We start from the raw sequence: 13,924 nt of genomic DNA, 5'->3' as shown, positions 1-13,924 counted from the left end.
ATTACCGCTCCTGTTTCAGGGGAATACCTACGCTCAGGCTGGTGCCCTCGCCCGGCTCGCTCTCCAGGGTCATTTGCCCGCCCAGCATCAGCACACGCTCACGCATCCCGACCAGGCCGAAAGACGCCGGGCGGTTTTCATCCACGGCAAAACCGATGCCGTCGTCGATCACCGTAAGGCGCAAGGTACTGCCGTCCAGACTCAAACTGATCTGCACAGTATGCGCCTGGGCATGACGCATGACATTGGTCAGTGCCTCCTGCAGGATGCGGAACAGCCCGATCGCCTTGGCATCGCTCAACGGTGGCAGGTTTTCCGGTACCTGGACCAGGCAAGGTATCTGCGTACGCGCCTCGAATCGCCGCGCCTGCCACTCGATCGCCGAGGCGATACCTGCATCGAGGATCGGCGGACGCAAGGCTGTGGCAACGTCGCGAACCAGCTGGAAAAGCTGGGCAATCAGGCGTTTCATGCTGGCCAGACGCTCATTCAGGCCGGGGTCCAGGTCTGCGTAAGCCAGCTCACACATTGAGGTTTCAAGTTTGAGCACGGTCAGCATCTGTCCCAGCTCGTCATGCACTTCGCGGGCGATACGCGCCTTTTCTTCTTCACGCACACTTTCAAGGTGTGCCGACAATTCCCGCAGCTGCTCCTGGGAACGAGCCAGTTCCAGTTCCGCCCGCTTGCTCTGGGTGATGTCCCAGACCACTCCGTCCCACACCACACGGCCGTCGCCCAGGCTACGGGTACTGGCTTTTATATCGGCCCAGCGCTGCTCACCCTCACGGGTCAGGATACGCCCCTGCCAGGACCAGTCACGGTCGGTGGCCAAGGCCAGGTCCTGAACGCTGTGGTAGTTCGCCCGGTCGTCTGGATGGACCAGATTGCGCAAGCCCATGTCCGGGTGTTGCAACGCCGCCGGCGTATAGCCAACCAGGGCTTCGCTCCCCTCGCTGATATAGGGAAACTCCAGATCGCCTGCCGCCGGATTGCGCTCCAGACGGAACACCAGGCCCGGAACGTTACCGGCGATACCCTTGAGCCGTGCCTCGCTTTCGCGCAACGCTGCCAGTGCGCGACGACGCTCGGTGACATCGGTGAGAAACACCACCAGGTACTCGGCATCGCGAAAACGTAAAAAACTCAATGACACGTCCACCGGCAGCAAACTGCCATCGGCGCGCAGGCACTGTGTTTCGAAATGCTGGGCCGTATCGTTACTGCCCCGGGCGCTCTTCCACAGCTCAAGCCAGCGATCCATATGCAAGTTGGGCTCGAAATCGATCAGTGGCCGGTCGATCACCGCCCCTTCTGCGTATCCCAACATGCTTTCCGCCGCACGATTGGCATAGCGCACATGGCTGTCCCAGTTGACCCAGAGGATGCCCACCGTGCTCTGGTCAATCGAGAACTGACTCAAGCGCAACGCCTCTTCGCGAGCCTGGCGCTGGTTGAGACTCTCCCTCGCCGCCAGCAGGCTGTGCTCCAGCTGATGCAACTGGCGCCGCTGCCAGACCACGATGGCCGCACTGGCGAACAACAAGGCTGCCAACAGCAAGGCCAGGTTCTGCCAGAAACCCGGGGACTCGCTAAGGCGCGGGTACTTGGGTTCCAGCCAGCGCTGATGCAATTGCTCCAGATCCTTGGCCGGGATCGCCTGCAGGCCACGTTCGAGTATCTCCGCCAGTTGCGGCCAGTCGCGGCGTGAGGCTACGCGCAACAGCTGCGGTAAACCGATATCTCCGACCACAGCCAGGTCGCTGAACTCGTTTTCGCGCGACAAGCGGCTCAGCTGAGCCTCATCCACCACGGCAAAGCGTGCTTGCTCGCTGAGCACCAACTGCAATGCCTGACGCTCCTGCGGAACGCCTTGCAGATTGAGGTTTGAGTAGGTACCACGCAAATAGTCAGCCACGGCGCTGGGCATGCGTACAGCCACGCGCTCAGCCTCGGTGAGCTTTTCCAGATCGACCGCCACGGCGCCGCTGCGCAAACCGACGATCAACTGTGGCACACGCATATAAGGATCGGTGAACAGCCACAGGCGCAAACCAGCCGGTGTCTGGGTAAGCCCGGGAGCGAGGTCGACCTCACCGGCCACCAGCGCCCGCTCCAGCGCGGCCTGATCAGGAAAATTACGCCAGGTCAGGTCCAGCCCCAGGGAGCGCCCCAGCCAGTTCATCAGCTCGACGTTAACTCCGTACAGCTGCTGCAGGCGACGGTCGAACTGGGCAAACGGTGCCTGCAGCACCAGCCCGACCCGCAGGCTGCGATGCTGTTCCAGCCATTGCTGCTGCGCCGGATCCAGCACCACGGTGGCCGGCACTGCTGCAGGCGCCCCCCCAGCGATCAAGGACCAGCAGAAACAGCCGATAACCAACAGGCAACGCACAGATTTCATCTAAACGCTCATCATCAAAAGGAGGGTCACTCGCGTGGCCGTCCCGGACAAATACTATTAGGCTGCCGGTATTACTCTGGCCTGGATCAATCCATGTTCGCACTCTATCGCACGACGCTTCCGGCGTTCTGCCTTTCATTGATATTACCTTGTAGCGCACACGCAGCCGCCGGCGAAACAGCAGTAGCGCCTGCCAGTGCACCGTCAGCCGTCGTCCAGCGCCAGCCTCTGGCCGAGCGCAGCCAGGAAGACGCCAAGGCCTTGGAGCGGCAAGTACCTCAAGCCGAACAACAGATGCTGCAAGCGGGTAATGAAAGCTTTCTCGCCCTGTGGAAGCCGGCCAACAACAGCGAACCGGCCGGTGCCCTGATCATTCTGGCCGGAGCCGGCGAAACCGCGGATTGGCCAAAGACGGTCGGCCCTTTGCGCCGTAAATTCCCGGATGTCGGCTGGCATAGCCTGAGTCTGAGCCTACCGGATCTGCTTAGCGACAGCCCGCAAGCACGCGTCGAAACCCCACTGTCGCCCAGTGAGCCGGCAGCCACAGGTCAAAGTGCTCCGGCCAAAAGCACTCCTGACGACGCCAATGCCAGTGTCGAAAAAGCAACGATCAGCGACGGTGAGGCCAGCGATGGCTCCAACCCGGAGCAGGCTTCGGAAGCTGAAGACAAAACCGATGCAGAGCGAATTTTTGCCCGCCTGGATGCCGCAGTGGCCTACGCCCAGCAACACAATGCCCGCAGTATTGTCTTGCTGGGTAATGGCACCGGCGCTTACTGGGCTACTCGTTACCTGAGCGAACGGCAACCTGCACAGGTACAAAAGCTGGTGATGGTTGCCGCGCAGACACCTGCGCAAGCCGGGCAACATCTGGAGGCGCTGATGCCTTCGCTGAAAGTGCCCACCGCCGACTTCTTCTACAAAAACCAGGTACAGTCCGGCAAATCTGCGGAACAACGCCTACAGGCCAGCAAGCGACTCAAGGACACTGATTATCGCCAGGTCGGGTTGATCACCCTTCCGGGCAACGCCGCTGCGGAACAAGAGCAACTGTTCCGCCGCGTACGCGGCTGGATCAGCCCGGAAAACGTCGACTAGAAGCCCTGACGCTTGCGGACGATCGAGTAGGCCTGGTGCAGCTCCCGGGTACGCTCCGTCGCTTCACGTACCTGGGACGGGCTTGCACCGCTGCCGACCAGCTTGTCGGGATGATGGCGGCTCAGCAGCCGCCGGTAGGCCTGCTTGATCTGACCCGGTTCGGCGTGCGCCTCGACGCCCAGCAAGTGCAAGGCATCCTGGTAACCCAGAGTGGCACTTGTCAGATTGTGGCGGCGAGGCTCGTACTCCAATGCCAATGCCTGAACCCTGGACGTCGACCAGCCCAACTGCTGCCCCCAATCGAGCAGCAACTCCCGCTCGCGGCGGCCTGCCCGGCCATCCGCCCAGACCATGCGCCAACAGGCCCGCAACATCCCTTCGGCGGCATGGGGCTGTTGCCGTACACGGCGCAGATACACACCCAGACGATCCTTGCCAGCCTTGCCGCGATTGAATGCCGCGATTGCCCGTCGCCGTGCGGGCTCGTTCATCTCCAGGCGTTGCATCTCCTGCCGCGCCTGTTGAATGTGGCCATCGGCCACGCGGCCGTCACACTTGGCCAGTCGGCCCAGCAGCACGAACAGCACTTCATCGTCGCGCAATGCCGGGCGCCCACCCAGCCGTTCACGCAGGTGAGCCCAGCTGTGCAGCTGCAAACGGCGATCCATCGCCTGCCCCAGTAACGCCCCCAGCAATGCCCCCGGAATGCTGGCAATAGCGAAACCGGCCCCGGCACCAATCACTGTGCTCGGCCACAACATATCAACGCTGCCCTTTGATCAATTGCTCGACCTCGGCCAGGCGTTCCTGGGTGCCGACATCAACCCAAAGACCTGCAAAGTGCTCGCCCGTGACCTGCCCTGCAGCCATGGCATCGCGCAGCAGCGGCGCCAGTTTGAAGGCGCCCGCACTGCAGCCGTTGAACAACCGGGGGTCGATAACGGCGATACCGCTGTAGGTCAGGGTGAGAGCACCGTCCTGGCCATCACTGACCAAACCTTGCTGCAAGCAGAAATCGCCTTTGCCGTGGTGACCCGGATTATCGACCAGCACCAGATGGGCGAGGCCGGCTGGCTGTTGCGGCAAACGGCTGAAGTCGTAGTCGGTCCAGACATCACCGTTGACCAGAACAAACGGCTCATTACCGAGCAAAGGCAGGGCTTTGTAGATACCGCCACCGGTCTCCAGCGGCTCGCCCTCCGGCGAGTAGCTGATGTTCAATCCCCAACCGGCACCGCTGCCCAGGTGTGCTTCAATTTGCTCACCCAGCCAGGCATGGTTGATCACCACATCCTTGATACCTGCCACCACCAGGGCGCGCAGGTGGTACTCGATCAGCGGCACGCCCGCCACCGGCAGTAGCGGCTTGGGCGTATGCAAGGTCAGCGGACGCATCCGCTCCCCTTTGCCTGCAGCAAGAATCATGGCTTTCATGGACGTGCTCCGCCCGTTGCTACCAGGCTCTCGATCAGCTCATCCAGCTCGGACAGTTCAGGGCGGCGAGCGATCACTTCATCTATATAGGCGAAAAAGCGCGGTACGTCGCTCAGGTAACGCGGCTTGCCATCGCGATGGCAGATGCGCGCGAAAATACCGATGACCTTGAGGTGACGCTGCACCCCCATCAGGTCGCTGGCGCGGTAGAAGTCTTCGAAATCCGCCTGCACCGGAATGCCCTTGGCCTTCGCACGCTGCCAGTAATCTTTCAGCCAGCCTTCTACCCGGGCTTGTGGCCAGCTCAGGAACGCATCCTTGAACAGGCAGGTAACGTCATAGGTGACCGGCCCGTAAACGGCATCCTGAAAGTCCAGCACGCCCGGATTCGGGACGCTTTGCATCAGGTTGCGCGGCATATAGTCGCGATGCACCAGCACCTTGGGTTGCGCCAGGGCGCTGTCGATCAGCAGGGAGCTGATGCGCTGCCAGACAGCCAGTTGCGCGTCGGTGAAGCCAATACCCAGCTCGCGGCCTACATACCACTCCGGGAACAGCTCCAGCTCACGGCGCAGCAACGCCACGTCATAGCTGGGCAACGGAGCGTCCATCGGCAACTGCTGGAATGCCAGCAACGCCTCGATGGCATCGTTGAACAATGCATCGGCATTGTCGGCGTTGATCACATCGAGGTAAGTCTGGGTGCCCAGGTCGCTGAGCAGCAGGAAGCCGCGCTCCAGGTCCTCGGCGTGAATGACCGGAACATTGGCATTTGCACGGGCCAGCAGGTGGGCGATATCAACAAAAGGACGACAGTTTTCCTGCGGTGGCGGGGCATCCATCACAATAAAACTGCGACCTTCGGCCTGCCAGCGGAAGTAGCGGCGAAAGCTCGCATCGCTGCTGGCAGCCGTCAGGGTGCCCGCTGGAACGGCGCCCCAGCCCTGCTTCTGAAACAGATTCGTCAGTTGTTCTTCGAGCCAGACAGTGAGGTGTTGCAGGCGTACATCGTGATCAGGCATTACAAGGGTCTCCGACGGCCCTAGCCGTCAAGCGGGTCATGCTTTATTATCCAGCATCTTTTTCAGACCATCGAGAGGCGTGCGGCCCCACACGCGGGCAGATGGCACGCAGGAAGCCCGGACTAATAAGATGGCATTGAAATCCCCCGCGTTTCGTAAAAAATTCCCGTTGCTGGTCACCGGCGGTCTGCTGGCGCTGCAACCTCTGGCCACCTCGTACGTGGTCGCCGCAGAGCAATTCGACTGCCAAGTGTCCGCTGCCGGAGGCTGGGACTGCAAGCCCAAAGCCAACACCGCCGCGCTTCCGCCACGCCCGGTGCACGAAGGTGCAGCCGCCAGCTCGACCGGTGAAACCGGTGGGCAGGCAGGTGAAGCCGCTGCCGAGGCCGGCCAGGGTCAGATGCTCGTCACCGAGAGTAAAGGCCGCGGCCTGAAGTCCCGCAGTGCCGACTACAGTCATCTGGACTGGGTTCCGCGTGATCAGCTCACCCCTGCCCAGCTCGCAGAAACCGGCCCCTATTGTGCCGGTGCCTATATCGAGCCGGCCCGTCCGGGCATGGACGACACCACGCCCAAGGACGAAGCTCCGACCTTCATCGGCGCCAAGGTATCCCGTTACCAGCAAGAGCAGCAGATCGCCAGCCTCGCCGGTGACGTGGTCATGCGCCAGGGCAGCATGCAGGTTGAAGCCGACGAGGCCAACCTGTACCAGGCCGAAAACCGTGGTGAGCTCAGCGGCAACGTCAAGATCCGCGACAACGGCTCGCTGGTCGTGGGCGATCATGCCGACATCCAGCTCGACACCGGTGAGGCCAAGGTCGACAACGCCGAATACGTGATGCACAAGTCGCGCATTCGCGGTAACGCGCTGTACGCCAAACGTGCTGAAAACGCCATCATTCGCCTCAAGGACGGTACCTACACCACCTGTGAGCCGAACAGCAACGCCTGGCAGCTCAAGGGCAACAACATCACCCTGAACCCGGCCACCGGCTTCGGTACCGCGACCAACGTCACCCTGCGGGTCAAAGATATTCCGGTGTTCTACACACCGTACATCTACTTCCCGATCGACGACCGCCGCCAGTCCGGTTTCCTGCCACCGTCATTCAGCACCAGCAGCGATACCGGCTTCATGCTGGTCACGCCGTACTACTTCAACCTGGCGCCGAACTACGATGCCACGTTGTATCCACGCTACATGACCAAGCGCGGCCTGTTGATGGAAGGCGAATTCCGCTACCTGACCAAGTCCAGTGAAGGTCAGTTCGGTGGTGCTTACCTGAACGACAAGAATGACGATCGCAAAGAGCAGACCGACTACAAAGAACAGCGCTGGATGGTCAACTGGCAGCACAAGGGCGGTCTTGACGAGCGTCTGATGGCCGAGGTCGACTACACCGACATCAGCGACCCGTTCTACTTCCAGGACCTGGAGTCGGACCAGATCGGCGTTGAGAGCCAGGACTTCATCAACCAGCAGGGTGCTCTGACTTACCGCGGCGACAGCTACACTGCGCGACTGAACGTGCAGGCACTGGAGCTCGCCACCATCTCGCAAGTCACCCCGTATGACCGGTTGCCTCAGGTTACCTTCAACGGAATGCTGCCGTATCACCCGGGCGGTTTCGATTTCAGCTACGAGACCGAGGCAGTTCGGTTTGATCGCGACCTGAAGGACGACTTCGTCCTTAACGAGGACGGTCTTCCCGATAACAGCACCGGGATTCCGGGCAGAAGGCTTGATGAGAACATCTTTGGTGTAGCCCGCTCTAACGGCACTCGCCTGAACGCGGCACCAAAAATCAGCCTGCCGATGACAGCCACCTACGGTTATCTGACGCCTTCGCTCAAGTACATGACGACTCATTACGATCTTGACCTGGACAGCAAGGGCAAGAACGATCTGTCGATTGCAAGTCAGGCGACAAAGGATCTTCAGGGTGACTTCAACAGTTCCCAGAACCGTAATGTGCCAATTTTCAGCGTAGATAGCGGTTTGTATTTCGACCGCAATACCCAATGGTTCGGCAAAAACTACCGCCAGACCCTGGAACCACGCCTGTTCTACCTCTATGTGCCGTATGAAGATCAGAAAGACATTCCGATCTTCGACTCCAGTGAAAGCACATTCAGCTACAGCTCGTTGTTCCGCGATAATCGCTTCACCGGTGTTGACCGCATCGGCGACGAAAACAAACTGTCGCTGGGTGTAACCAACCGCTGGATCGAAGATAACGGCTTCGAGCGTCAACGCTTCAGTATCGGCCAGGCGCTGTACTTCCGGGACCGCAAGGTTCAACTTCCAGGCATTGACTGGAAGACCCGCGACGACGCCCAGTCAGACGTTTCTCCTTATGCACTGGAGTACGGCTACCGCTTCAACCGCGACTGGCGCTTCGACTCCGACTTCAACTGGGATCCGGACAGCCGCAGCACCCGCTCGGGCAGCGCGATGTTCCACTACCAGCCTGAAGACAACGTGAACAAGGTCGTGAACCTTGGTTACCGGTACCGCAATGACACGGTTTCCTACAACAGCACTACCGGCCAGTGGCAGGTAGGTGGTGGCGACTATGGCACTCCGGGCAGCCCCAACTACGTGAAGGATTACTACAAGATCCAGCAGCATGACTTCTCGGTCATGTGGCCAATCGTTCCACAATGGACCGCGATCGCCCGCTGGCAGCACGACTACAACCGCAACCGTACCCTGGAAGCCTTCGGTGGTTTCGAGTACGACAACTGCTGCTGGAAACTGCGTCTGATCAACCGTTACTGGATCGATTACGACGATTTCAGCCAGGCAACCCCGCAAAACGAAAAAGGCGACCACGGCGTCTTCCTGCAGATTGTGCTGAAAGGCCTCGGCGGCGTAGTGGGCAATAAGGTCGAGTCGTTCCTCGACCAGGGCATTCAAGGTTATCGTACACGTGAAGACCAAGCTTACTGATTGTCTGCGCCCGCTGTTGCTGGGCGCTGTATTGCTGAGCGGTGCGGCACATGCCGCCGTTCAGCAGCTCGATAGCGTTGTGGCCATTGTCGATAACGACGTGGTCATGAAAAGCCAACTCGACCAGCGCGTGCGCGAAGTCCAGCAGACCATCGCCAAGCGCGGCGGCTCTGCGCCGCCCGCCAGCGTGCTGGACCAGCAGGTGCTGGAGCGCCTGATCGTCGAAAACCTGCAACTGCAGATCGGCGATCGCTCCGGTATTCGCATCACCGACGAAGAACTGAACCAGGCCATCGGCACCATTGCCCAGCGCAACGGCATGAGCCTGGAACAGTTCCGCGCCGCCCTGGCCCATGACGGCCTGTCCTACGATGATGCCCGCGAGCAGGTCCGTCGCGAAATGATCATCAGCCGTGTACGCCAGCGCCGCGTGGCAGAGCGTATTCAAGTGTCGGAGCAGGAAGTGAAGAACTTCCTCGCCTCGGACATGGGCAAGATGCAGCTGTCTGAAGAGTTCCGCCTGGCCAACATCCTCGTTCCGACGCCGGAGCGGGCAGACGCGGCGACCATCCAGGCCGCTGCAAGGCAAGCTGGCGATATCTACCAGCAACTCAAGCAAGGCGCTGACTTCGCTCAACTGGCTATCGCCCGTTCGGCGAGCGAAACCGCTCTGGAAGGCGGCGAGATGGGCTGGCGTAAAGCCGCTCAGCTGCCACCACCGTTCGACCGCCTGCTCAGCTCCATGGCGGTAGGTGATGTCACCGAGCCGATTCGTACCCCTGGCGGCTTCATCATCCTCAAGCTCCAGGAAAAACGCGGTGGCCAGGCCATGGTGCGTGACGAAGTCCACGTTCGCCACATCCTGATCAAGCCAAGCGAAATCCGCAGTGAAGAGGCTACCAAGGCACTGGCGGAAAAACTCTACGAGCGTATCCAGAATGGTGAAGACTTCGCCCAGCTGGCAAAAAGCTACTCGGAAGACCCGGGTTCGGCCCTCAACGGCGGCGACCTGAACTGGATCGACCCGAACGCACTGGTGCCAGAGTTCCGCGAAGAGATGGCCACTGCCCAACAGGGTCAGGTGACCAGGCCGTTCAAGACACAGTACGGCTGGCACGTGCTTGAAGTCCTCGGCCGTCGCGCCACCGACAGCACCGAACAGGCTCGCGAGCAACAAGCGATGAACGTACTGCGTAACCGCAAATACGACGAAGAGCTGCAGACCTGGCTGCGCCAGATCCGTGACGAAGCCTACGTTGAAATCAAGCTTCCTGGCGCCGATCAGGCCTCCCAGTGAAACCTCAGCGCTTCGCCCTCACACCCGGCGAACCGGCCGGCATAGGTCCTGACCTGTGCCTGCTGCTCGCCGCGCAAGCCCAGCCACACCCTCTGATCGCCATCACCAGCCGTGACCTGCTCGCCGAGCGGGCCACGCAACTGGGTGTGACGGTCAGCCTGGTCCCGGTCCAGCCTGACGCACTGCCGGATCAGCCCGCCCCGGCAGGCAGTCTGTACGTCTGGGACACGCCACTGCAGAACCCGGTACTGGCCGGGCAGCTCGACAAGGCCAACGCCGCCTTCGTTCTGGAAACCCTGACCCGTGCCGGCCAAGGCTGCCTGGACGGGCTTTTTGCCGGGATGATTACCGCGCCCGTGCACAAAGGCGTGATCAACGAGAGCGGCATTGCCTTTTCCGGTCACACCGAGTTCCTGGCCGACCTCACCCACACCGCTCAAGTGGTAATGATGCTGGCAACCCGTGGCCTGCGGGTCGCCCTGGTGACCACTCACCTGCCCTTGCGTGATGTTGCAGACGCCATTACTGCGGAACGCCTGGAACGTGTCACGCGCATCCTGCACGCGGACCTTCAGCAAAAATTCGGCATTGCCAGCCCGCGGATCCTGGTTTGCGGTCTGAACCCGCATGCCGGCGAAGGCGGCCACCTTGGCAGTGAAGAAATCGACATCATTGAACCCACATTGGCGCGCCTGCGCAGCGAAGGCATGGACCTTCGCGGCCCGTTGCCCGCCGATACCCTGTTTACCCCAAAATATCTGGAGCACTGCGATGCAGTGCTGGCGATGTACCACGACCAGGGCCTGCCCGTACTCAAGTACAAAGGCTTTGGCGCTGCAGTAAACGTGACGCTGGGCCTGCCGATCATCCGCACTTCGGTTGACCATGGCACCGCCCTGGACCTGGCCGGCAGCGGCAAGATCGACACCGGCAGCCTGCAAGTCGCCCTGGAAACTGCCTACCAGATGGCCGAGACCCGAATATGAGTGAGCACTACCAACACAAGGCGCGTAAGCGCTTTGGTCAGAACTTCCTGCACGACGCCGGCGTCATCGACCGCATCCTGCGCTCGATCAACGCCAAGTCCGCAGACCGCTTGCTGGAAATCGGCCCGGGCCAAGGCGCCCTGACCGAAGGCTTGCTGGCCAGCGGCGCACAGCTGGACGTCGTCGAGCTGGACAAAGACCTGGTACCGATCCTCAACCAGCAATTTGCCGGCCGTGACAATTTCAGCCTGCACCAGGGCGACGCTCTGAAGTTCGACTTCGCCAGCCTGGGCGCAGCGCCCCGCAGCCTGCGCGTGGTCGGCAACCTGCCGTACAACATCTCCACGCCGCTGATTTTTCACCTGCTGAGCAATGCCGAGCTGATCCGCGACATGCACTTCATGCTGCAAAAGGAAGTGGTCGAGCGCCTGGCTGCAGGCCCGGGCGGTGGTGACTGGGGCCGGCTATCGATCATGGTCCAGTACCACTGCCGGGTGGAGCATCTGTTTAACGTTGGCCCGGGCGCGTTCAACCCGCCGCCAAAAGTTGACTCCGCCATCGTGCGCCTGGTGCCTCACGAAACCCTGCCGCACCCGGCCAAAGATCATCGCCTGCTCGAGCGCATCGTGCGTGAAGCCTTCAACCAGCGCCGCAAAACCCTGCGCAATACCTTGAAGGCCCTGCTCAGCAGCGATGCCATCGAAGCCGCCGGTGTCGACGGCAGCCTGCGTCCTGAGCAACTGGACCTCGCTGCCTTCGTACGCCTGGCCGACAAGCTGGCCGAGCAACAAGGCAGCCACTGACAGCAGGTCGCCGGCCAGTCATGTGCGCATGACTGGCCGGCACCCCCACCAATGGCCTAGACTGGAGGCAATCGCCGTATCAGCGTCTGTTTCCAAGGCCCCTTGCATGTCAGATCCCCGCTACCAGATCGACGTCAGCGTCGTGACCCGCTTTCTTAAAGACCAATCCGATCCTGAAAACGACCGTTTCGCCTTTGCCTACACCGTGACCGTGCAGAATAACGGGCTGGTGCCTGCCAAGCTCATGTCACGCCACTGGCTGATCACCAACGGTGATGGCCAGGTCGAAGAAGTGCGTGGCGCCGGCGTGATCGGTCAGCAGCCCCTGATTGATCCAGGCAAAAGCCACACTTACAGTAGCGGTGCCGTCATCACTACCCAGGTTGGCACCATGCAGGGTACCTACCAGATGTTCGCTGAAGACGGTAAGCACTTCGACGCCATCATCGCCCCGTTCCGCCTTGCCGTACCCGGGGCCCTGCACTGATGGCAGTGTATGCCGTCGGCGACCTGCAAGGCTGCCTGCAACCCCTCAAATGCCTGCTTGAACGGGTCAATTTCAACCCGGCTGTCGATCGCCTGTGGCTGGTGGGCGATCTGGTCAACCGCGGCCCCGAATCCCTGGAAACACTGCGCTACCTGTATTCCATTCGCGACTCGCTGGTCTGTGTACTGGGCAACCACGACCTGCACCTGCTCGCGGCATGGAATAACATCGAGCGCCTGAAAAAAAGCGACACGCTACGCGAAATCATCGACGCCCCAGACGCCAGCGACCTGCTCGACTGGCTGCGCCGGCAAAAGCTGCTGCATTACGATGAGCAGCGCGGCGTGGTGCTCGTGCATGCCGGCATCCCCCCGCAATGGACCTTGGGCAAAGCCTTGGACCTGGCGGCGGAAGTCGAAGACGCGTTACGCGACGACAGTCGCCTCAAGCCATACCTGGACGGCATGTACGGCAATGAGCCGAACAAATGGAACAAGGACTTGCGCGGCGCGGCACGCCTGCGGGTCATCACCAACTACTTCACACGCATGCGCTTCTGCACCAGTGAAGGCAAACTGGACCTGAAAGGCAAGGAAGGCGCCGACACCGCGCCACCAGGCTACAAACCCTGGTTCGCGCACAAAGACCGCCGCTCACGCCACGTGAAGATCATCTTTGGCCACTGGGCCGCCCTGGAGGGCCGCTGCAGCGAGCCCAACGTCGTGGCCCTCGATACCGGCTGCGTATGGGGTGGCGCGATGACCCTGTACAACGTCGACAGTGGTGAATTCCATCGCTGCGACTGCACCGAGCTAGGCACGCCTCGCCCTGCACCTGCAGCCCATCAACCGGCTAGAATGAACGATCAGTCCTGAAGGAAACCGCCCCCATGAGCGAATTCAAACGCATCCCTCCCGAGCAGGCCCAGGCGCTGCGCGAGCAAGGTGCGGTCGTGGTCGATATTCGCGACCCGCAAACCTATGCCCTTGGCCATATCACCGGCTCCCGGCACCTGGACAATCACTCGGTCGCCGACTTCATCCGTGGCGCCGACCTTGATGCCCCGACAGTGGTGGTCTGCTACCACGGCAACTCCAGCCAGAGTGCAGCGGCCTACCTGGTCAGCCAGGGCTTTTCCGATGTCTACAGCCTCGACGGCGGCTTTGAGCTGTGGCGCGGCACCTACCCGGCAGAAACCGCTCAAGGCTCCGCTGAATAATTTTTTAATATTCCTGCAGCCCGCGTCCTGAGCGGGCTTGCGCCCGACCTGACGAACGGTCGGGGGGAACAATTCATCCAACCGCCCTTGACCTCGCCGAGAACCAACTATCCTTAACCCCAGGCCATCCAAAAAGGGGAGAGCCGGTACACCGGCGTGCGGGTCATCGGTAGCGATTTATAGGTGTTCTGGGGGGTAAACAGCAATCGGCATTCGTCGATTGC

At 61.1% G+C, this 13,924-nt stretch carries 12 protein-coding genes; 8 read left to right on the top strand and 4 right to left on the bottom strand.

Features of this window, described 5'->3' with window-relative positions; all coding sequences use genetic code 11:
- Nucleotide 1: 1 nt before the first annotated feature.
- Nucleotides 2-2,401: a PAS domain-containing sensor histidine kinase gene (locus DM813_RS11090; protein WP_128323445.1), complete on the bottom strand. Its 2,400-nt coding sequence runs from the start codon at nucleotides 2,399-2,401 to the stop codon at nucleotides 2-4.
- Nucleotides 2,402-2,494: 93 nt separating this feature from the next.
- Between DM813_RS11090 and DM813_RS11085 the strand changes: the two genes are divergently transcribed.
- Nucleotides 2,495-3,499, top strand: a complete 1,005-nt coding sequence (locus DM813_RS11085) for an alpha/beta hydrolase family protein (protein WP_128323444.1) — start codon at nucleotides 2,495-2,497, stop codon at nucleotides 3,497-3,499.
- Here the strand turns inward: DM813_RS11085 and DM813_RS11080 are convergent.
- From DM813_RS11080 to DM813_RS11070, 3 genes are read right to left on the bottom strand one after another with little or no spacing between them, the layout of a single operon-like run.
- Nucleotides 3,496-4,260: a TerB family tellurite resistance protein gene (locus DM813_RS11080; RefSeq protein ID WP_128323443.1), complete on the bottom strand. Its 765-nt coding sequence runs from the start codon at nucleotides 4,258-4,260 to the stop codon at nucleotides 3,496-3,498. The genes DM813_RS11085 and DM813_RS11080 overlap by 4 nt on opposite strands.
- A gap of 1 nt (nucleotide 4,261) precedes the next feature.
- Nucleotides 4,262-4,933, bottom strand: a complete 672-nt coding sequence (gene murU, locus DM813_RS11075; protein ID WP_128323442.1) for an N-acetylmuramate alpha-1-phosphate uridylyltransferase MurU — start codon at nucleotides 4,931-4,933, stop codon at nucleotides 4,262-4,264.
- Nucleotides 4,930-5,955 carry an aminoglycoside phosphotransferase family protein gene (locus DM813_RS11070; RefSeq protein ID WP_128323441.1) on the bottom strand — a complete coding sequence of 342 codons (1,026 nt, stop codon included), beginning with the start codon at nucleotides 5,953-5,955 and terminating at the stop codon, nucleotides 4,930-4,932. The genes murU and DM813_RS11070 overlap by 4 nt, the downstream gene beginning before the upstream one ends.
- Before the next feature lie 130 nt (nucleotides 5,956-6,085).
- Between DM813_RS11070 and DM813_RS11065 the strand changes: the two genes are divergently transcribed.
- From DM813_RS11065 to glpE, 7 genes are all read left to right on the top strand, one after another.
- Nucleotides 6,086-8,908 (top strand): LPS-assembly protein LptD, encoded by a 2,823-nt coding sequence (locus tag DM813_RS11065; RefSeq protein WP_128323440.1) that lies wholly within the window; start codon nucleotides 6,086-6,088, stop codon nucleotides 8,906-8,908.
- Complete coding sequence (gene surA, locus DM813_RS11060; RefSeq protein WP_128323439.1) at nucleotides 8,889-10,205, top strand: peptidylprolyl isomerase SurA; 1,317 nt, start codon at nucleotides 8,889-8,891, stop codon at nucleotides 10,203-10,205. Before DM813_RS11065 ends, surA begins: the two co-directional genes overlap by 20 nt.
- Entirely contained in the window at nucleotides 10,202-11,191 is a 990-nt protein-coding gene (gene pdxA, locus DM813_RS11055; protein WP_128323438.1) for a 4-hydroxythreonine-4-phosphate dehydrogenase PdxA, read from the top strand. Before surA ends, pdxA begins: the two co-directional genes overlap by 4 nt.
- Nucleotides 11,188-11,994: a 16S rRNA (adenine(1518)-N(6)/adenine(1519)-N(6))-dimethyltransferase RsmA gene (rsmA, locus tag DM813_RS11050; protein WP_128323437.1), complete on the top strand. Its 807-nt coding sequence runs from the start codon at nucleotides 11,188-11,190 to the stop codon at nucleotides 11,992-11,994. The genes pdxA and rsmA overlap by 4 nt, the downstream gene beginning before the upstream one ends.
- A gap of 106 nt (nucleotides 11,995-12,100) precedes the next feature.
- The gene (apaG, locus tag DM813_RS11045; RefSeq protein ID WP_128323436.1) at nucleotides 12,101-12,481 is read left to right on the top strand and encodes a Co2+/Mg2+ efflux protein ApaG; all 381 of its coding nucleotides are present in this window, start codon (nucleotides 12,101-12,103) and stop codon (nucleotides 12,479-12,481) included.
- Nucleotides 12,481-13,356 (top strand): symmetrical bis(5'-nucleosyl)-tetraphosphatase, encoded by an 876-nt coding sequence (locus DM813_RS11040; RefSeq protein ID WP_128323435.1) that lies wholly within the window; start codon nucleotides 12,481-12,483, stop codon nucleotides 13,354-13,356. Before apaG ends, DM813_RS11040 begins: the two co-directional genes overlap by 1 nt.
- A 14-nt stretch (nucleotides 13,357-13,370) precedes the next feature.
- Entirely contained in the window at nucleotides 13,371-13,700 is a 330-nt protein-coding gene (glpE, locus tag DM813_RS11035; RefSeq protein ID WP_128323434.1) for a thiosulfate sulfurtransferase GlpE, read from the top strand.
- Nucleotides 13,701-13,924 lie beyond the last annotated feature (224 nt).

The sequence above is a fragment of the Pseudomonas alkylphenolica genome (assembly GCF_004025535.1).
GTDB classification, from domain to species: domain Bacteria; phylum Pseudomonadota; class Gammaproteobacteria; order Pseudomonadales; family Pseudomonadaceae; genus Aquipseudomonas; species Aquipseudomonas alkylphenolica_A.
This window is presented reverse-complemented; position numbering and strand designations above follow the sequence as displayed.

What these genes read in the sequence shown, in the direction of transcription:
- DM813_RS11040 (WP_128323435.1), top strand. Translation starts at nt 12,481, where the DNA reads ATGGCAGTGTATGCCGTCGGCGACCTGCAAGGCTGCCTGCAACCCCTC.
- DM813_RS11065 (WP_128323440.1), top strand. Translation starts at nt 6,086, where the DNA reads ATGGCATTGAAATCCCCCGCGTTTCGTAAAAAATTCCCGTTGCTGGTC.
- glpE (WP_128323434.1), top strand. Translation starts at nt 13,371, where the DNA reads ATGAGCGAATTCAAACGCATCCCTCCCGAGCAGGCCCAGGCGCTGCGC.
- DM813_RS11090 (WP_128323445.1), bottom strand. Translation starts at nt 2,401, where the DNA reads ATGAAATCTGTGCGTTGCCTGTTGGTTATCGGCTGTTTCTGCTGGTCC.
- apaG (WP_128323436.1), top strand. Translation starts at nt 12,101, where the DNA reads ATGTCAGATCCCCGCTACCAGATCGACGTCAGCGTCGTGACCCGCTTT.
- DM813_RS11070 (WP_128323441.1), bottom strand. Translation starts at nt 5,955, where the DNA reads ATGCCTGATCACGATGTACGCCTGCAACACCTCACTGTCTGGCTCGAA.
- rsmA (WP_128323437.1), top strand. Translation starts at nt 11,188, where the DNA reads ATGAGTGAGCACTACCAACACAAGGCGCGTAAGCGCTTTGGTCAGAAC.
- DM813_RS11085 (WP_128323444.1), top strand. Translation starts at nt 2,495, where the DNA reads ATGTTCGCACTCTATCGCACGACGCTTCCGGCGTTCTGCCTTTCATTG.
- DM813_RS11080 (WP_128323443.1), bottom strand. Translation starts at nt 4,260, where the DNA reads ATGTTGTGGCCGAGCACAGTGATTGGTGCCGGGGCCGGTTTCGCTATT.
- murU (WP_128323442.1), bottom strand. Translation starts at nt 4,933, where the DNA reads ATGAAAGCCATGATTCTTGCTGCAGGCAAAGGGGAGCGGATGCGTCCG.